Genomic DNA, 18244 nt, shown 5'->3' on the forward strand with positions numbered 1-18244 from the left:
CAGCGCGGCGGCTCGTGCGGGGACAGCGTCCCCTGCGCGGCGCCCAGCGCCCACGCGGCCTGCCGGGCGGCGCCCAGCGCGGCGTAGTCGGCCGGCTGCGGCACCACGATCTGCGCGCCCAGCAGCGCGGGCGCGATCGCCCGTACCGCCTGGAGGTCGGCCGCGGGACCCAGCAGGAACACCCGCCGCACCCCGACCCCGCGCCCGCGCAGGATGTCGAGCGCGTCGCCGAGCCCGCACAGCATGCCCTCGAACGCGGCCCGCGCCAGATGCTCCGGCTTCATCGACTCGCGCCGCAGCCCGGTCAGCGTCCCGGCGGTGTGCGGCAGGTACGGGGTCCGCTCGCCCTCCAGGTACGGCAGCATCACCATCCCGTACGACCCGGGGGTGGACTTCAGCGCGAGCGCCGACAGCCCCTCCAGGTCCGTGCCCAGCAGCTCCGCCGTACCGCGCAGCGCCCGCACCGCGTTCAGCGTGTGCACGACGGGCAGATGCATCCCGGTGGCGTCGGCGTACGACAGGATCGTGCCGGTGTGGTCGGCCAGCGCCTCGTGGTGGATGGAGAAGACCGAACCCGAGGCCCCCAGCGAGATCACCGCGTCGCCGACCCCCACGCCGAGACCGAACGCCGCGGCCATGGTCTCGCCCGTACCGGCCGATATCAGCAGCCCCTCCGGCGTCTGCCCCGCGGCCTGGGCCGGTCCGATGACCTCCGGCAGCCGCACCTGGTGCCCGAGCGCCAGCTCGACCAGATCCGGCCGCCAGGCGCCGGTCGCCGCCGACCAGTAGCCGGTGCCGGAGGCCGTACCGCGGTCCGTCGTACGCCGCAGCGGCCGCCCGAGCAGCTGCCACACCAGCCAGTCGTGCGGCTGGAGCACCTCGGCCACCCGGCGCGCGGCATCCGGCTCCGACCGTGCCATCCAGCGCAGCTTCGCGACCGACTGGGCGGCGGTCGGCACCGCGCCCACGGCCTGGGCCCATGCCGCACGCCCGCCCAGCGTCTCGATCAGGTCGGCGGCCGCGGACTGCACCCGCCGGTCGTTGCCCATCTGCGCGGGGCGCACCAGCGCCCCGCTGCCGTCCAGCGCCAGCAGCCCGTGCTGCTGCGCCGACACGCCGATGGCCTGCACCCCCTCCAGCAGCCCGCCCTCGGCGGCCTCCCCGAGGGAGAGCAGCCACGCCTGCGGGTCCACGTCATTGGGCGATCCACCGGAGGACGGCGCCGGGTGCGGCGCGTACCCCTGCTTGAGTACGGCACCCGTATCCGTATCGCAGACGACGATCCGTGTGCTCTCGGACGAACTGTCCAACCCGGCGACTATCCCCATGGACCAGATCATGCCACCGCGGCGGCTAGGTGTTGCTGCTGCCCCAGTCGTCCTCCTCCGCCGCGGAACGCGACTCCCGCTGCGCGATCTTGTCCCGCAGCGGCCGCACCTTGCCGAGCGCCTTCGTGGCGGCCTCCCGGCCGCCCAGCGCGGCCGACTCGGCGGTGTTGCGGACGGCCGGGTTCTGCGCGAGCCGCTGCGCGCACGCACGCAGCTGCTCATACCGCTCGCGGCCGGCCCGCGTGCCGAACACGTAACCCACAGCCAAACCGGTCATGAACGTCAGCCGGTAGCGCATCGACCTGCCCTTCTGGTTGTCCTTCGCATCGGACCCCGGAGTCGTGCCGCACGTCTACCCGCACGCGCGGCAGATCACCCTCCGATCATCCGCGGCCATACCGATTGGCGGAGCACCCCCCTGCTTGCGCTAATGTATGTGTCGCAGCGAACGCACGCCCTCCGGGAACCCCGGACGGGGGCGCGGTCGAGGCACACGGAGCAATCCCCTGTAGCTCAATTGGCAGAGCAGCCGGCTGTTAACCGGCAGGTTACTGGTTCGAGTCCAGTCGGGGGAGCTCGGTCCCCTGTAGCTCAATTGGCAGAGCATTCGGCTGTTAACCGGAGGGTTACTGGTTCGAGTCCAGTCGGGGGAGCAGCACGGGAGAGGACCCCTGACGGGGTCCTTTTTCATGCCCTCATCCCCTGATCACGGGCCTCTCCACCCCTGATCCACGGCATGCGGGCGCCCAACATCGGCCCGCCGAAGCAACAGATCGTATGAGCGGCTATGCTGCGGCAGACGGCGCGCACAGATGTGCACGACGCGCCGTTACGGGGCGGTAGCTCAGCCGGTTAGAGCAGCGGACTCATAATCCGTCGGCCGTGGGTTCGAGTCCCACCCGCCCCACTGTGCAGGTCTCTGACCTGCGGAAACGTCTCGGCGGGCGTGCGGGTTCAGGACTTTGGGCCAACGGACTGAATCCGCTGCTCGTGAGGTCAACGCCGTGGTCATCCAGGTTGGTTGGCGTCACTCTGGCCGTGGGCGGCGGGGGCGGGGCGGTGTGTGACGGTCGGCCACGCTGTGCAACGGCGGTCGCCGGTCAGCCCGCAGCAAGGATCATCGCGACCAGGTCGACGCCATCGTGACGCTCCTGCTCAGGCGTTCCCGCCTGCTGGTCGGCGGGGAACGGCCAACCTCCGCGATGCGGGCTCCGCAACATCTCCCGCGGGTAGGCTTGCCTGATCAGGCAAGGTCGGCGGGGACGAGGCATGAGCGGGGTCGAGAAGACGCGGGGTGGCGGGGCTGAGCGGGCGACCTCGCGGGATGTCGCCCGACTTGCCGGGGTGTCGCACACGGCCGTGTCCTTCGTCTTCAACGGGCGTGCCCAGGGCAACCTCTCCGCCGAGACGCAGAAGAAGATCCGCAAGGCAGCCGCACAGCTCGGCTACCGGCCGAACGCGGTCGCCCGTGGCCTGCGCCGACGTCGTACCGCCGTGATCGGTCTGGTCACGGACGAGATCGCCACATCGCCGTTCGCCGGGCGGCTGCTGCGCGGGGCCATGGACATGGCGTGGAACAGTGAGCATCTGGTGCTCACCGTCGACTCCGGGCAGGACCCGGTCACCGAGGACGCGGCCGTCGCCGAACTGCTCGACCGGAGGGTCGACGGGATCATCTACGCCGCGCTGTCGTTGCGCCGCGCCCGAGTCCCGGAAGGGCTGCACCGCACGTTCGCCGTGCTTGCCAACTGTCTCCCCGAGGACGGCTCCCTCCCGGCCGTCATCCCCGCCGAGCGGGCCGGTGGCCGCAGCGCCGCGCGCGTCCTCCTCGACGCGGGCCACCGCCGTGTCGCCCTGGTGGGCGGTCTGGACGACATCGCGACCGCGGAGCGGCTGCGCGGCTTCCGGGACGCGCTGCGGGCCGTGGGGCTGACCGCCGAGAAGGACTGGGTCATGCGGACGGGAGGGGAGATCGCCGCCGGGTACGAGGGAGCGTTGCGGTTGCTGGACGGTGTTCCCGCCGACCGGCGGCCCACGGGGATCGTCTGTTACAACGACCGGGTCGCCGCGGGCGTCCTCCATGCCGCCGCGCGCCTGGGCCTCGACGTTCCCGCCGATCTGTCCGTCGTCGGCTACGACGACCAGGAGCACATGGCCGCTTTCCTCAGCCCGCCCCTCACCACGGTCGCTCTGCCCCATCGCGCGATGGGAGAGACGGCCGCCCGCCTGCTCCTGGACGCCATCGACAGCGGGACCGCGCCGCCCGTCACCACCAGGCGGCTGGAGTGCCCCGTCGTCATGCGGGGATCGGTGGGACCAGCGCCCAGCCCGTGACCTCGACGTCCGTCCCCGACACGGCCAGCTCCGCGACGTCGTCGTCCCGTTGGTACACCCGTTCCGTGGCCATCGCCCGGTCGGCCGCGAACAGTTCCAGAAGGGAGCCGTCCACGAGGATCCGTACGGTGAGGGTCTCGCCCGGCGGGGTCGGCAGGACCAGGGGGGCCGTGCCGTCCGGGCGGGAGCGTGGCCAGGCCGTGCGGTCCAGGGTCACCGCGCCGGACGCCGGGTCGAGTCGCACGGTCAGTTCGGCTCCGGACGCGGCCCGCAGCAGACTCACGGTCGCCGCCGACCGGGCGGTCACCAGCAGGTCGTAAGAGAGGGGGAGCGGCCGGTGCGGTCCAGGTGCGGCCGTGAACGGGAGGGCCGCTCGAAGCAGTTCGAGCTCCGCGGCCGGTACGACCCGCAGCGTGCCGTCCTCATGGGTGTCCACCACGCGTGGTGCCGTGAGAACTCCGGACCAGCCCACGTGGTCCACCTCCTCGCGCGGGCGTGACTCCCAGGACCAGCCCCAGAGCAGGGCGCGGCCGGACTCCGTGTCCTGGAGGACGGCGGGGGCGTAGAAGTCACGGCCGAGGTCCAGGAGCCCGCCCGTACCGGCCACGAACCTCAACCCACCGTCCCCCTCCTCCACCAGATGCCCCGTGAGGTACGCAGTGCTCAGCGGGTCGCCGTCCCACAGCGCCACCGCCAGCACCCAGTCACCCCCGGCGGTCTCCCACATCTGCGGGCACTCCCAGCCGATCGCCCGCGTACCGAAGGCGCGGGCCGCCGCCGCGTCTCGACCGTCCAGCAGGACCCCGGCGAACCGCCACGCGTACAGGTCCTCACAGTCGTACACCAGGACGGACGGTGTGCCGTCGGCGTGGCCGGCACCCACCAGCGCCCAGCGGCGTCCGGCGAAGCGGAAGACAAATGGGTCCCGGAACATCGTCACGTCCAGGCCGGGTGGCGGGCCGACGACCACCGGCACCGGCAGTTGCTTCCACTCCTGAAGGCCGTCGTCCTCGGCCACGGCGAGACAGATCGCGCTCAGGCCCTGATGGTCGTGGTCGATCCCGGAGTACACCGCTGTCGGTACACCACCGTCGTCCACCACGCAGCCGGACCAGCAGCCCGCCTCGTCCGGGCCGCCGGGCGTCGGCCGTAGGGCGATCCCGTGGTCGTCCCAGTGGGCGAGGTCGGGGCTGGAGGCGTGGCCCCAGTGGACGTTCGCATGGACGGGGGCGTCGGGGTTGTGCTGATAGAAGAGGTGGTGTCGACCGCCCCAGCGGAACGGCCCGTTCGGGTCGTTCATCCAGTTGGCCGGCGGACGGACCCGGAAGCGCGGGCTGTGGGCGTCGGTCGATCGGCTCACGGAGCTCAACGATTGACTCCTGCGGATGTGATGCCCTCGCGCAGAGGGCGCTGGCCGACGACGAACACGACGACGGCGGGAATCATGGAGAGGACGACTCCGGCGAGGACGACGGAGATCGAGCCGGTGCCGAGGTTGCCCTGGAGGGAGACCAGGCCCAGGGGCAGCGTGAGGTTCTCGGTGGAGGTTTCGAGGATCAGCGGCCGGAAGAACTCGTTCCAGTGGTAGTTGAAGGCCAGTACGCCGACGATGGCGAGACCGGGGGCCGCCAAGGGGGCGTACACGGACCGGAAGACGCGCCACGGGCCCGCGCCGTCGATCATCGCTGCCTCGCCCAGATCCTTCGGCATGCCCAGGAAGTACTGGCGCATCAGGAAGGTGCCGAAGGCCGTCGGGAAGGCCGGGACGATGAGGCCGAGCAGGGTGTCGGTCAGACCCATCGCCCTCAGTTCCAGGAAAACCGGGACGATCGTGACCTGCAAGGGCACCATCATCGTCGCCAGGACCAGCGCGAACAGCGGTTTCTTGAAGCGGAATTCGAGGCGGGCGAAGGCATAACCCGCCAGGCCCGCAGTGATCATCTGACCGACCGCGATCAGCGCGGTCACCAAGGTGGAGTTCAGCGCGTACAGCCAGACGTCGATCTGGTCGAAAACCCCGCGGTAGGCGTCGACGGTGGGGTCCGCGGGGAAGATCTTCGGCGGCAGGTCGAACGACTCCGCCGGCGTGCGCAGTGACGTCGACACCGTCCAGATGACCGGGCCGAGCGTCAACAGGGAGCACAGCGCCAGCCCGGCGATCCGGGCCCAGGGCGCCAGGCCGTGCCGTACGCGCGACACGGCGGGGCTCGTGTGGGAACCCGACACAGAACCCGAGAGGGAACTCGTACTCATCTGACTCACCCGGCTCACTGGTAGTGGACGTAACGCCGGCTCAGCCGGAACTGGAGTGCGGTCACCGCCATGATCAGGACGAAGAGCAGGACGCCCACGGCGGACGCCTCGCCGAAGCGGAGCTGCTCGAAGGCCGTCTCGTAGATGACCATCACGACCGTGCGGGTGGAGTCGCCGGGACCACCGGCCGTGAGAACGTACGGCTGCTCGAAGACCTGGAGGGCGTTGATGATGCCGACCACGGACGCCACCAGCAGAGTGGGCGACAGCAGCGGCAGGGTGATGGCGAGGTGCTTGCGCACCCCGCTCGCGCCGTCCAGCGAAGCCGCCTCGTGCACCTCTTTCGGGATGTTGTTCAGGCCGCCGACGAACAGCAGGAACGAGAAGCCGAACTGCTGCCAGACGTACGCCAGGATGACGGCCGACATCGCCCCGTTCTCCGAGGTCAGCCAGGGGACCGAGGGGATACCGACCGTGCCCAGCAGCCAGTTCACAGGGCCGAAGTCCTGGTTGAACAGGTACTTCATCACCACCGAGATGGACGCGGCGGACAGCACCAGCGGGAAGAAGAACGCCGAACGGAAGACGGATCGCAGCCATGTGGGCATCCGGCCGTTCACCGCGATCGCCAGCACGAGCGCGATCAGCAACTGCAACGCGACCGCGAGCACCATGAAGACGAGCGTGTTGCGGAAGGAGACGAGGACCGTCGAATCGGTCAGGATCCCACGGTAGTTGGCCACTCCGGCCCACCGCGGGTCCTCGATCACGTCCCACTGGAAGAGGCTGAGGACGACCGAGCCGACGATCGGTACGACCGTGAAGACGACGATGCCGACGACAGTGGGCGCGAGGAACAGTACGGCGAGCAGGCGGGCGCCCCGGGTGCGGGCGGTGGTGGTCGTGGACTCGGACGCCTTACGGGTCTGACGGGTCTTGCGGGTACGGGTGGGCTCCGGTCGTACGGGCCTGATCTCGGTGTTCGTCACACTTCACGCTCCATGGCCTTCTCCAGGTCCCCCTGCAACCGGCGCAGCGCGGGGCGCACCGCGCCGGGGCTCGCAAGGGCGCTTCCGGTGTGCTTGATCAGCAGCTGCTCGACTTCATTGACCTGCGGCGGGGCCGGGATCGGGCCGGTGGTGGGGATCTTGTCGAGGGTGTCGTAGAAGACCTGCCAGTGGGCCGGGCCGGTCTCCTGGTAGCGGGCCTCATCGACCATGGAGCGGCGGGCCGGAGTGGTCTGGTTGGCTGCGAAGAGCTGGGTCATCACGTCCTTGCGGACGGTGTACTTGATGAACTCCCAGGCCTCGTCCCGCATCTTCGACGTGCGCAGCAGCGCGTACCCGGCGGCGCCGAACTGGTGACGTCGCGTGCGTCGGCGCGGGAAGTACCGGACGTCGTAGTCGGTCGGCTTCATGCCCGCCTGGTGCAAGCCGCCCGCCCAGAAGCCGCCCGCGGGCGTGACACCGACGCGGCCGGTGGAGAACACGCCGACGAGGTTCCGGCCGTCGCCACCCTCCGGCCGGGTGCACAGGTCCTCCTGGATGAGGGAGGCGAGGTAGTCGTAGACCTCCGCGACGCGGTCGGAGTCGGCTTGGGGTGTCGTCCACCGGTAGCCGCCGCCCCGGCCGCGCCGTTCCGCCTCGGGATAGAAGGAGTTCCAGAGCCAGTCGCCCCCGGGGGCCTTGGACTCGGCGAGGAGGTTGGTGCCGTTGGCGAAGAGCCAGGGGACCACTCCGCCCCACAGACGGTTGGTCCAGAAGTACGGGGTGAACCGGGCGCCGTTGCTGCGTTTCATCGTCCGCAGCAGCGCCGTGAAGTCGTCGCGGGTCCAGTCGTCGTCAGGGAGGTCGGCGCCCGCGCGTTCGAGGACCCGGTTGTTGAGGTACATGTCGGCCGCGTTGAACTCGACCGGCAGCTGGTAGAGGCTCCCCTCGTACATCATTGACTCGACCAGCGAGGGATGGACGTCGGCGAAGTACGCGCGCAGCTCGGCCGCGTCCCGCTTCGCCCACTCGTCCAGCGGTACGCCGAGCCGCCGGGCGAAGAGCTGCACGCCCTCGGTGGCGACGTACACGAGGTCGGGTGCCGTGCCCGCGGCGATCTGGGTGAGGATCTTGGAGAAGAAGTCCGACCAGTCGTAGGCCTGTACGGGGTTGATACGGAGCTTGATGTCGGGGTGGGCCTCGCGGAATCCGTCGCGCAGGGCGCGTTGCGCCTCGGGGTTGAAGGCGGAGCCCAGGGTGGCGATGACGAGCGAGCCGTCGTCTCGGCCGGGGATGTCGGCGGCGGTGAGGCGGTCCCAGCCGGCCGCGACACCGGCGAGAGCGGCGGCTCCGGCGCCGTATGCGCCGTAGCGCATCAGGGCCCGTCGGGAGAGGAACGAGTCGGTCATCGGCGAGCCTAACTCGAGTTAGCCGAAGTTTTGTTCCACGATGATGAGAACCCCGTTACGGCTCTGTCAAGGGGCGTGTACGGACGGGAAGTCACGTGAACGGACGGTGCGCGAAGGGTTGACCTTTAACGAGTTAGGTATACGGTTCCGGTCCCATGAGCCGCGTCCCGACGACGGTGTCGGGGAAGGGAGCCGCACGATGCGTGGCATGAAGAGGAGTTCACTGGGCCCTGGGGGGACTCTGTCCAGGCGGTCGCTGCTGACGGCCTCGGCCGTCGGCGCCGCCGGTGCTCTGCTGCCGGACCTCGTGAGACCGGCGGTGGCGGTGCCCCGCGAGGCGACGGCCGCGTGCACGGGCAGCTACCGCGCCGAGTACCACTTCACGGTCCCCGACCAGTGGATGAACGACCCGCAGCGCCCGATCTGGATCAACGGCGAGTACCACTACTACTACCTCTACAACCCCGACTACTCGACAGGCGGCACGACGGCCGGCACCACCTGGCGCCTGGCCACCAGCACCGACCTCGTCTCCTTCACCGACCGAGGCGTCGCCGTGCCGAAGGACACGACCCCCAATGGCGATGTCTGGTCCGGCTCGGCGGTGGTCGACACGGACGACACGGCGGGCTTCGGCGCGGGCGCGGTGATCGTCATCGCCACCATGGCGCCCGACGACATCACCCAGGCGCAGTACCTGTACTACTCGACGGACGGCGGCCGCACCTTCACGAATCACGGCACCGCCCCGGTCCTCCCCAACCCCGGCGTACGGGATTTCCGCGATCCCAAGGTGATCCGCGACGAGGAGCGCGGTCGGTGGGTGATGGCGCTTGCCGAGAACGACAAAGTGGGCTTCTACCACTCCGCCGACCTCAAGGCGTGGACGTACGTCGGCGGCTTCATCAAGGGCGGCATCGGCGTCCTGGAGTGCCCCGACCTGTTCCGCATCAGGGCGGAGGACGGGACCTGGAAGTGGGTACTGGGCGTCAGCGCCAATGGCAAGGGCTCCGGGCTGCCGAGTACGTTCGCGTACTGGACGGGTTCCTTCGACGGCACGACCTTCACCGCCGACGCGTCCGATCCCCAGTGGCTGGACCACGGCTGGGACTGGTACGCGGCGGTCACCTTCGACAAACGTGACGCAAACGGGGTCCTGGACCCGGCCGCACGGTACGCGATCGGATGGATGAACCACTGGGACTACGCGAACACCACGCCCACGATCGAGTGCGACGGCTTCAACGGCACCGACTCGATCGTCCGCGAGGTGCGGCTGAAGCACGCGTCGTCGGGTACGTACTACCTGGCGTCCCAGCCGGTGGCGGCCCTGGACGACCATGTGTCGCGCACGGTGAACCTCGGTGACATCACGGTCGACGGCACGCGACTGCTCGACTACACGGGTACCGCGTACGAGCTGACCTGTGAGATCACCTGGGACCAACTGGTCGGCGCCGGGCTCCAGTTGCGGCGGTCGTCGGACGGTGGGCGGCACATCGACGCGGGGATCTACGGCGACTACGCCTTCGTCAACCGCGGTTACACCGTCAGCCCCGACACCTCCGGCCGCTGGCAGGAGAGCCGGACGCCCTTCGACCCGTCTGCCCGCATGGTCCGCCTGCGTATCCTCGTCGACCGCACGTCCGTCGAGATGTTCGTCGGCGACGGCCGGTATGTGCACTCGACCGAGGCCTTCCCCGACCCGTCCGACACAGAACTTGCGCTGTTCACGATCGACGGGCAGGCGGTGTTCCGGAACACGGTGATCCGGGAGTTCACGGTCTGATGCGGCGTGAGGTGGCCGGGGCGGACAAGGCTGCCGAGGACCGGTGCGCCATGGATCTCCATCCCGAAGCAAGCGAGACATCGGCACCGCGGAAACGGGCACGAGCAGATCGACAACGGCGGAGGGGGAGGGACATGGTGCACTTTGTCCGAGCCCCCGCCCGTCTCCGGGCTGCCCGGAAATCGGAACCACGGGCAGCCCTTCACGCGCAGGTGAAGGGGCCTCCTGGCGGCTCGGATCAGTAGTGGTACCGCGCCTGGACGATGATCAACTCGTCGTCGGTCGGCTTGTACACGAGCCGATGCGTGTCGTCGATCCGCCGGGACCAATAACCTGGAAGGTCGCCCTTCAGCGGCTCCGGTTTGCCGATGCCCTTGAAGGGGTCACGCATCGTGTCGGCGATCAGTTTGTTGATGCGTTCGACCATCTTGCGGTCATTCTCGGCCCGGTAGGTGTAGTCCTCCCAGGCGTGCGATGTGAACGAGATCTTCACGCCTGGCCCGCGTCGGGGTCGATCAGCTCACGCCTCTGCGTTTCGCCGGCCTCAGCCTCGGCGATGGAGTCGAGCAGGCGGCGGGCGTTCTTGGGGGAGCGTAGGAGGTGCACCGTCTCCGTCCAGGAGGTGAAGTCCTCTTCGGACATCAGGACGGCGTTCCCCTTGCGGGAGGTGATGTGAACCGGGGCGTGGTCCTCGTTGACCTGCTCGATCAATGGGAACAGGTTCTGGCGCGCCTCGCTGGCGGTGATGGACATGGTTGCTGCCCCCTCTCTTGACTTGTACAAGATATAGTACGAGTTCTGTGGGTGTCCACTGCTCGCGGCTCGCCGGTGGTGCCGCGTGCGGGCTGGGCTGTCCATGGTGGGGACTCGCTGAGGCCCTCGAAGGCGTGAGGCGATTGCCTCACCGCGACGGATCGAGTCGGATCGAGGAGGACGCGGCAGGATCGAATCGGATGGAGATGTCCGGTTCTCCGGCAAAACCGCAGGTGAGATGGGTCACCGGATGAGGTTCGAGTCCCACCCGCCCCACCACGCGCTACGCGGGCAGAAACCTTCTGACTTGCGGATACGTCGGGGATCGGCCGTCTGGCCGAACCCCGGCGCGATCGCTGAGGCCACAGCGCCCCGCCCGGGGGTGTGGCGGGGCGACCGTCTGAAGTAGTCATTCTGGGGCCCTGGCACCTCGTGCTCCCGGCCCCTCGGCGGCGAAGATCGGCAGGGGCGGACCGACCACCGCCACAGCATGAAGAGGGGGAAGGCCCATGAGTGTGTCAGGAATGGACGTGGATCTGGGGCGAAGACGTCCGCGGCCTGCCGCCGGTGGTCTGCTGGACGCGCGCGAAGCGCTGACCCGGGAGCTGGCCGACGTGCTGTTCACCTCGTTCGTCCGACGGGATCAGCGGGAGAAGGGCGAGCAGTACCTGCGTGGCCTGCTCAGGGCCCGCGGCCGCAAGTCCATCCGCAACGTCGCCGCCCACGTCGGTGGACCGGCCGCCGAACAGAGCCTGCACCACTTCATTTCCAGCTCTACCTGGGACTGGATGCCGGTGCGTGAAGCGCTCGCCGCCCACCTGGAGCAGGTCGTCGCCCCACAGGCATGGGTGGTTCGGTCCATGCCGATCCTCAAGGCCGGCCACCAGTCCGTCGGAGTGGACCGTGTGTTCGACCCCTGCCTCGGGCACGCGTTCCGTGGCCAGCACGCCTTTGGGGTGTGGTACGCCAACGAGATGTTCAGCGTACCCGTGCACTGGCGGCTGCATCTGCCGGAGACCTGGGTGCAGGACGACAACCGGCGGCGCCGAGCCGATATCCCGGAGGCCGTCGGCGAAGAGACGGCGGAGGAGTGCGCCTCCGCTGCCGTCCTGATGGCGCTGACGTCCTGGCAGGTTCCGGTGCGGCCGGTGGTGCTCAACACGCACGTCACCCGGATCGCCGCCACCGTCGGACGGTTCACCCAGGCCGGAGTGCCCGTCATCGTCCGGGCCGGCGGCGCTTCCCCGATCACGGTGCGCGAGCCCGCCCTGCCCGGCTACGGTGTCGGACCGCTCGGCGCTCAGCAGGTCCTCGCGGCGGTGCGCGGGCTCGGCCGACGGGTCGAGTGGATCGACCCCGCGAGTCCCTCCCGCACCCGCTGCGACTCGGTCGCCGTCGCAGTCCGGGTGGGAGGCGCGGCCAGATCCGGACGGCCGGGCCGGGACGGCACCAGGGAGGGAGAGCTCATGCTGCTTGGAGAGTGGGAGAGCGGCAGCCATGCGCCCACGGCGATGTGGATCACCAACATGGCCTCCGTGCCGGTCGGCACGCTGCTGCGGATGACCAAGCTGGCCGGGCGGGCCCGCCGCGATCTGGAGGAGGTCGGTGAACATGTCGGACTCAAGGACTTCGAGGGGCGCTCCTTCAGCGGCTGGCACCGCCACATCACCCTGGCCTCCGCCGCCCACGCGGTCGTGGCCCTCGCGGGCAGTGGCACCGCGCCTCACCTGGCGGACTCGGCGTGAGCGCCTACTGCGTTCCTGCTCCTTCGCCCGTGTTGTCGGTGTGCCGGCAGACCGCGTCCCGGGCCCGCAGCAGGCGCAGCGCCAGCTGGAGTTCCAGGGCGTTCGCGGGCTTCTGCCAGTCCGGGCCCAGCAGTTCGGTTATGCGCTCCAGACGACGTGAGACGGTATTGGTGTGCACATGGAGGTGCCCGGCGGCTCGCATCGGGCTGCTGCCCGAGGTGAAGTACGCCTCCAACGTGGCCACGAGATGGGTGGAACGCTTGCGGTCATAGTCGACCACCGCGCCCACCGTGGATGCGATGAATGCCTCGACATCATGGTCGTCGGACAGCAGCAGACCGAGAAAGCCCAGATCGTGCGCCGCGGCCGTACCGCCCGTGCCACCCAGTGACACGAGCGCGTCCAGGCAGCGGCGGGCCTCCTGGTACACCTCGGCGACCGGGGCGAGCCCGGCGGCCGGGCCTGCTGCGCCGACGGTGACCGGATGCCCGAGGAAGCGGGAGAGCTCGTCGCCGACGGCCCGCGCCGCAGACGAGGCGTCGGTCCCGGGCAACAGCAGGACCAGGCAGTCGCCGCGGACGGTCTTCAGCCCGTAGTGCCTATAGGAGTACGACGAGGCCCATACGGCGGCCTCGCCCTGCTTGGCCCCTTCCGGCCGTACGGCGAGCACGACGTGTCGCCCGTCGGGGTCGAGGCCGAGTCGGCGCACCCGCTCGGCCATGCCCCGCGGCGGATGGGAGGTAGTGAGGAGGGCGTCCAGACATTCGTCGCGAGCCGGGCCCGCGGCCGCACCGGCACTGTGCCCGAACAACTGCACCAGTGCGGCCGTCTGGCCCGCGGCATACAGCAGCAGCCCGTCCTCGCTGGTGAGCGGGGACTCGCGCTGTAACAGCAGGATGCCCGGGGCCGCGACGCCCGTGGTGACGTGGGCGGCCCACACCGTGTCCGTCACGGCGACCGGGGCGCCGGTGGCGTGGGAGTCGGCGATGGCCTTGACGGTGCAGTCCGGGTCCAGCACGGGCAGCTCGCCGGTGGCCGCCAGGGTGCGCCCGTCGGCGCGCCGCAGCACCAGGACGCCGTCCAGCTCGGCACCCGCAGTCTCGACAACGTCGCGCAGGGCACCGCCTCCCAGCACCAGCCCGGTCAGCCGGCCCTGGAGTTCCGCCAGCCGCTCCATTCGGCCCAAGCGTTCGGCGAGACGGGCGCCGACTGCTTCCGCGTCGGCCGCTCGGGCCTGGATGCGGCCCATCCGCCGGATCTCCTCGATCGCGAACGCCGAGAGCACGGCGAGCGAACGCAGCAGGCTGACGTCGTCGGGGGTGAAGTGCCGGATTTCTCGGTGAGCCCCGTACAGTGCCCCGACCACGGTACCGCTCTGGCTCATCGGTACGGCGAGGACTGCGTGCAGCCCTTCCGCGCTGACCACCTCGTCGATCTTCCGCGAGTGAGGGAAGCGGTCGTCGGCGAGGTAGTCGGAGGTCCAGAACGGTGCTTGCTTCGTCTGCGCCCACTCGCCGAGGCCGAAGCCACTGTCAATCTCCAGACCGACACTGTTCGCGGTGGTCTCGCCGTCCGAGTTGCGCACGTACGAACCGCGGTCGGGCAGCCGCAGACTGACGTACGCCATGTCGAAGTTGAGCAGTCGGCGGGCGTGGCAGGTGATGGCGTCCAGCAGCTCGTCCAAGTCGTCGCGTAAGGCCATGTCCCGCGTGGCGTCGATGAGGGCTGCGAGTCCGGCCTCGCGTCGGCGTCGCTGTTCGGCCGACGCGTTGACGTCCCGGGCCAGCCGGATCGCCTGCTCCAGCTCGGCCAGCTGCTCGGGCGCCATGCCCTGCCGCCGTGCGATGCGCTGGAGTTCCTCCAGCCGCGCGGGCGGCGCCTCCTGGGCGAGGAGCTCCAGGACGGTCAATGCCGGGGAATCCGTCGGCGCGTCCTCAGCTGTCAACTGAGCCCCCCACACAAGAGACCGGAACAGGCCTCGCGAGCCTAGGGAGGCGCATTTGCACTGGGCAAGCGGAATCCGGTCGCCCGGGTGGCCGAAGTGCGGTCCACAGTGTGGTCCGGTCCCCTGCGAGACGGCTGTGTGGTGTTCCCGCAGCACCTACCGAGAGGTAGGCCGTTCGGAAACGATGGCCGCGGGGGGCCTGGCAGCTCATCAAGTGGCGCTACAGCGCCTTCTTCCGCTCCGACCTGCTCGAGCCTCTCGCTTCCGCCGCGGACGACCTGCTCTCCCGGATAGTCCAGGCCGACGACCCGGGACCGTACGCCCTTCTCCACCGCCCCGAGACCGCCGGCCCCGGCGACCCGGCCGAGACGGACCATCCCAAGATCGCCCACCTGCGTGGTGCGGTGGACACCCTCCTCGCCGAGCGGCGGCCCTTTCTCGCCGTGTGCCTCAGTCATCAGGTGCTCAGCTGCAGGCTCGGCTTCCCGCTGCGCCGCCGGGACGTGCCCAACCAGGGCACACAGAAGGAGATCGATCTCTTCGGAGCCCGTGAACGGGTCGGCTTCTACAACACTTTCGCGGCCGTCGCCCACGACGACAAGGCTGACGTCGACGGTGTCGGAGCTGTCGAGGTCAGCCGGGACACGGACACCGGCGAGGTGCACGCACTGCGCGGCCCGCACTTCGCGTCGATGCAGTTCCACGCCGAGTCGGTGCTCACCCAGGAGGGCCCCCGCATCGTCGCCACCGCGATCCGGGACGTCGTGGCCGTCTTCTTCGAGGCAGACGACCTGCCCGCCGATCGCATGCAGGCGGTCGCCCGTGAGACGAACCTGTCGGAGACCACCTTCGTCCTCACCCCGCAGGACGGCGGCGACGCCCGCATCCGCATCTTCACCCCGGTCAACGAACTGCCTTTCGCCGGGCACCCGCCGACGGTCGCGCGATCGCCACCCGGATGCGTCAGCCCGTGCCCACCTGGGAGCCCTTCGAGTACGCCGACGAACTCCTCGACGCGCTTGGCCTGAAGACATCCACCCTGCCCGTGGAGATCTACCGCAATGGCCCCCGGCACGTCTTCGTCGGTCTGGAGAGCGTGGAGGCGTTGTCCGCGCTCGACCCGGACCACCGCGCCCTCGCCCGATTCCCGGACATGGCCACCAACTGCTTCGCCGGCTCCGGAACCCAGTGGCGCAGCCGCATGTTCTCGCCGGCGTACGGCGTCGTCGAGGACGCGGCGACCGGATCCGCCGCTGGCCCCCTCGCCGTCCATCTGGCCCGCCATGGCCTCGCGGAGTACGGGCGACGCATCGAGATCCTTCGGGGTGTCGACATCGCCCGCCCCTCCCTGATGCTCGCCCGCGCCAAGGGCACGGGCGAGCAGGTCGCCGAGGTCGAGGTCGGCGGCAACGGTGCCGTCTTCGCCCACGGCACATCGCAGGTGTGACGAGCCCAGCCCTCCACCCTGCACCCTCCCTCACCAGCATCCTCACCGACACACGGAGGCAACCCACCCATGACCACGGCCAGGTCGGAGACCCTCACCGGCACCGTCGACATCCTCTTTCCCGAGTTCCACGCGCCGCCTGCCGACCCGGTGCCACTGCTACGCGCCTGGTTCGATGAGGCCGTACGCCTCGGCGTGCGTGAGCAGCGGGCGCTGGCACTTGCCACCGCCGGCACCGACGGCCGCCCCTCGACCCGCATGGTCGCGCTGAACCGGATCGAGGACGACGGGTTCGTTTTCGCCACCCACGTCGGCAGCCGCAAAGGCCGCGAAATGACCGCCAATCCCTGGGCGTCCGTGGTGCTGTACTGGCGCGAGACCAGTCAGCAACTCGTCGTCACCGGCGCGGTGGAGCGTCTTTCCACCGCCGTCGCCGACGAACTCTGGTTTTCCCGCCCACCGTTCACCCACCCGATGTCGGTGGCGGCCCGGCAGAGCGAGGAACTTCACGACCTCGACGCGCTGCGCGCCGAGGTCGCACGGCTCGCCCAGCACGGAGACCCGCTGCCGCGGCCCGAGGGCTACGCGGGCTTTCTGCTGCGCTTCGACGCCCTGGAGTTCTGGGCCAACGGTGCGGACCGGCTACACGAACGCCTGGTCTACGAGCGCTCCGGCGACGGCTGGCGCACCCGTCGGCTCCAGCCGTGAGCCGACCTGACATAGTTCCCCGTCGCTTGTGGCGGCCCCCGTGCGGGGCGCGCAGACTCACCCGTGCGACTTCCGGAAACCCCCGGGATTCCCTGGCCCGCATGGCCCCCGTTACCACCGACGTCGTGATCCGCCGGACCTTCGTCGCCGGTGCCGACGTCACGACCTGCCCTACGGCCGACCGAGCTGTGGGGCCGGGCCCTCGAGACATCGAATGATGTGAAAGGAAAACCGTGACACAGGCACAGAACACGACGCACGGTCGTGCCCCCGCATCCAGCACGGTCATCGCGTGGTTGGCGTTCGCGACCATGTTCGTCATCGGAACCGACACGTTCCTGGTCGCCCCGATGCTGCCCACGCTGGCCGACGAGTTCGATGTCTCTACTAGTACTTCTGGATGGATGGTCAGCGCCTACGCCCTCGGGTTCGCGCTGTTCGCCCTGGTGGCCGGCCCGCTGTCGGACGGACGCGACCGGCGGGGCGTGCTCCTGCTCGGCTTCGCCGGGTTTGCGGTGGCCACCGCGCTGTGCGGCGTGGCGCAGGGCCTGTGGACGATGATTCTCTTCCGCTTCCTGGCCGGCATGTTCGCGGCGCTGTGCACCCCGCAGATCTGGGCGTCCATCCCGGTCCTGGTGGCCCCCGAGGCGATCATGAAAACGATGGGCATCGCCGGGGCAGGCATGTCCATCTCGCAGGTCGTCGGTGTCCCGGTCGGCGGCTGGCTGGCGGCCTCCTCCTGGCACGTGCCGTTCTTCGTGGTCGCCGCACTGTCGGGTGTCGCCTGGCTGCTGCTCTGGAAGGCGTTCCCTTCAGTTCCATCGGCCCGGGCACAGGGCGCGGCCACCGGCATCGTCGGGACGTACGCCGAGCTGTTCAGGTCGAAGACCTTCACTTGGTACCTGCTGGCCTACCTCGCCTACCAGACCGGTGTGTTCGAGACCATCTCGTTCATCGGCTCCTGGCTGCACAAGGACTTCGACCTGGGCGTCAGCGCCGTCGGCGCCGCGATGATGGCGCTGGGCGTCGGCATGGCCATCACGTCCATCTTCGGTAACCGCCTCATCCGGAAGATCGGCGAACACCGCACGCTCGCCGTGGTGTTCACGGGCCTGATCGTCATCTACAGCGCTGTGCCGTTCGCGCCCAACCTGGGTCTGGCGATCGCCGGTCTCGCGGCCGGGTCTGCCGTCCTCGGCCTCGGCTACCCGATCTTCATGGCGATGCTGCTGGCGCAGACGACGGCCGCCCGTGGCACGGTGTCGTCGCTGTCGACGACCGCGCTGTACGCGGGTACGACGATCGGCGGCCTGGTCGGTGGTGTGCTGCTCACCGAGTTCGACGGCTTCAGGGGCGTTGCCGGGTTCACCGTGCTGGCGCTGGCCGTCTCAGCGGTGATTTTCGGGGCGGCAGGTGCCTTCCGAGCGCCGAAGCCGGCCGGGGCCACGGAGGGTGCGCCGACCGAGGCCGAGCCCACGGCGGCGTGACCTGACCACCGTACGAACGGGTGGGTGCCGTGCCACCGGGCGGGTCCAGGGATGTGGACC

14 protein-coding genes, 3 tRNA genes and 1 pseudogene are annotated in these 18244 nt (G+C 69.8%); 9 read left to right on the top strand and 9 right to left on the bottom strand.

Going from position 1 to position 18244, the window contains the following annotated elements; all coding sequences use genetic code 11:
* Together EEJ42_RS19770 and EEJ42_RS19775 are read right to left on the bottom strand one after the other, a co-directional pair.
* Positions 1-1328, bottom strand: a 1328-nt coding sequence (locus tag EEJ42_RS19770) for an FGGY family carbohydrate kinase (RefSeq protein ID WP_123101382.1), incomplete at its 3' end; no start/stop codon positions are given.
* A gap of 25 nt (positions 1329-1353) precedes the next feature.
* Positions 1354-1626 (bottom strand): YtxH domain-containing protein, encoded by a 273-nt coding sequence (locus EEJ42_RS19775; protein WP_123101356.1) that lies wholly within the window; start codon positions 1624-1626, stop codon positions 1354-1356.
* A 204-nt stretch (positions 1627-1830) separates the two neighbouring features.
* On the opposite strand from EEJ42_RS19775, the gene EEJ42_RS19780 reads away from it, so the two are divergent.
* The 4 genes from EEJ42_RS19780 (at position 1831) to EEJ42_RS19795 (ending at position 3662) form a co-directional block, all read left to right on the top strand.
* Positions 1831-1903: transfer RNA gene (locus EEJ42_RS19780), tRNA-Asn, on the top strand.
* A gap of 5 nt (positions 1904-1908) precedes the next feature.
* Positions 1909-1981, top strand: a tRNA-Asn gene (locus tag EEJ42_RS19785).
* A 180-nt stretch (positions 1982-2161) separates the two neighbouring features.
* Positions 2162-2235: transfer RNA gene (locus tag EEJ42_RS19790), tRNA-Ile, on the top strand.
* Between the two features lie 362 nt (positions 2236-2597).
* On the top strand, positions 2598-3662 hold the full coding sequence (locus EEJ42_RS19795; protein ID WP_123101358.1) for a LacI family DNA-binding transcriptional regulator: 1065 nt from the start codon (positions 2598-2600) through the stop codon (positions 3660-3662).
* Here the strand turns inward: EEJ42_RS19795 and EEJ42_RS19800 are convergent.
* Genes EEJ42_RS19800 through EEJ42_RS19815 form a run of 4 tightly spaced genes read right to left on the bottom strand, consistent with a single transcriptional unit; the run spans position 3625 to position 8310 of the window.
* The gene (locus EEJ42_RS19800; RefSeq protein WP_123101384.1) at positions 3625-5022 is read right to left on the bottom strand and encodes a glycoside hydrolase family 32 protein; all 1398 of its coding nucleotides are present in this window, start codon (positions 5020-5022) and stop codon (positions 3625-3627) included. The two genes, EEJ42_RS19795 and EEJ42_RS19800, sit on opposite strands and share 38 nt — an antisense overlap.
* Before the next feature lie 5 nt (positions 5023-5027).
* Positions 5028-5915, bottom strand: coding sequence for a carbohydrate ABC transporter permease (locus EEJ42_RS19805; RefSeq protein ID WP_123101360.1), 888 nt, complete (start codon positions 5913-5915; stop codon positions 5028-5030).
* 14 nt (positions 5916-5929) lie between these two features.
* Positions 5930-6904 (bottom strand): carbohydrate ABC transporter permease, encoded by a 975-nt coding sequence (locus tag EEJ42_RS19810; RefSeq protein WP_123101362.1) that lies wholly within the window; start codon positions 6902-6904, stop codon positions 5930-5932.
* Positions 6901-8310: an ABC transporter substrate-binding protein gene (locus EEJ42_RS19815; protein ID WP_123101364.1), complete on the bottom strand. Its 1410-nt coding sequence runs from the start codon at positions 8308-8310 to the stop codon at positions 6901-6903. Before EEJ42_RS19815 ends, EEJ42_RS19810 begins: the two co-directional genes overlap by 4 nt.
* A 208-nt stretch (positions 8311-8518) precedes the next feature.
* Here EEJ42_RS19815 and EEJ42_RS19820 point away from each other — a divergent pair, with 208 nt between their 5' ends.
* Positions 8519-10099, top strand: a complete 1581-nt coding sequence (locus tag EEJ42_RS19820) for a glycoside hydrolase family 32 protein (RefSeq protein ID WP_123101366.1) — start codon at positions 8519-8521, stop codon at positions 10097-10099.
* Positions 10100-10337: 238 nt separating this feature from the next.
* On the opposite strand, the gene EEJ42_RS19825 is transcribed toward EEJ42_RS19820, so the two are convergent.
* Complete coding sequence (locus tag EEJ42_RS19825) at positions 10338-10592, bottom strand: Txe/YoeB family addiction module toxin (protein WP_123101368.1); 255 nt, start codon at positions 10590-10592, stop codon at positions 10338-10340.
* Entirely contained in the window at positions 10589-10852 is a 264-nt protein-coding gene (locus EEJ42_RS19830) for a type II toxin-antitoxin system Phd/YefM family antitoxin (RefSeq protein ID WP_123101370.1), read from the bottom strand. Before EEJ42_RS19830 ends, EEJ42_RS19825 begins: the two co-directional genes overlap by 4 nt.
* 509 nt (positions 10853-11361) lie before the next feature.
* Between EEJ42_RS19830 and EEJ42_RS19835 the strand changes: the two genes are divergently transcribed.
* Positions 11362-12597, top strand: coding sequence for an IS701 family transposase (locus EEJ42_RS19835; protein WP_123101372.1), 1236 nt, complete (start codon positions 11362-11364; stop codon positions 12595-12597).
* Positions 12598-12601: 4 nt separating this feature from the next.
* Here EEJ42_RS19835 and EEJ42_RS19840 read toward each other — a convergent pair whose 3' ends face one another.
* Positions 12602-14506 carry a helix-turn-helix domain-containing protein gene (locus EEJ42_RS19840; RefSeq protein ID WP_246096957.1) on the bottom strand — a complete coding sequence of 635 codons (1905 nt, stop codon included), beginning with the start codon at positions 14504-14506 and terminating at the stop codon, positions 12602-12604.
* A 383-nt stretch (positions 14507-14889) separates the two neighbouring features.
* Between EEJ42_RS19840 and EEJ42_RS54690 the strand changes: the two are divergent.
* From EEJ42_RS54690 to EEJ42_RS19860, 3 genes and pseudogenes are all read left to right on the top strand, one after another.
* Positions 14890-15989 (top strand): annotated as a pseudogene (locus EEJ42_RS54690) (PhzF family phenazine biosynthesis protein); the annotation flags it as partial.
* Between the two features lie 69 nt (positions 15990-16058).
* On the top strand, positions 16059-16697 hold the full coding sequence (phzG, locus tag EEJ42_RS19855; RefSeq protein WP_123101378.1) for a phenazine biosynthesis FMN-dependent oxidase PhzG: 639 nt from the start codon (positions 16059-16061) through the stop codon (positions 16695-16697).
* 233 nt (positions 16698-16930) lie between these two features.
* Positions 16931-18184, top strand: coding sequence for an MFS transporter (locus tag EEJ42_RS19860; RefSeq protein WP_123101380.1), 1254 nt, complete (start codon positions 16931-16933; stop codon positions 18182-18184).
* The last annotated feature ends 60 nt before the right edge of the window (positions 18185-18244 follow it).

This window comes from Streptomyces botrytidirepellens (genome assembly GCF_003721215.1).
Lineage (GTDB): Bacteria > Actinomycetota > Actinomycetes > Streptomycetales > Streptomycetaceae > Streptomyces > Streptomyces himastatinicus.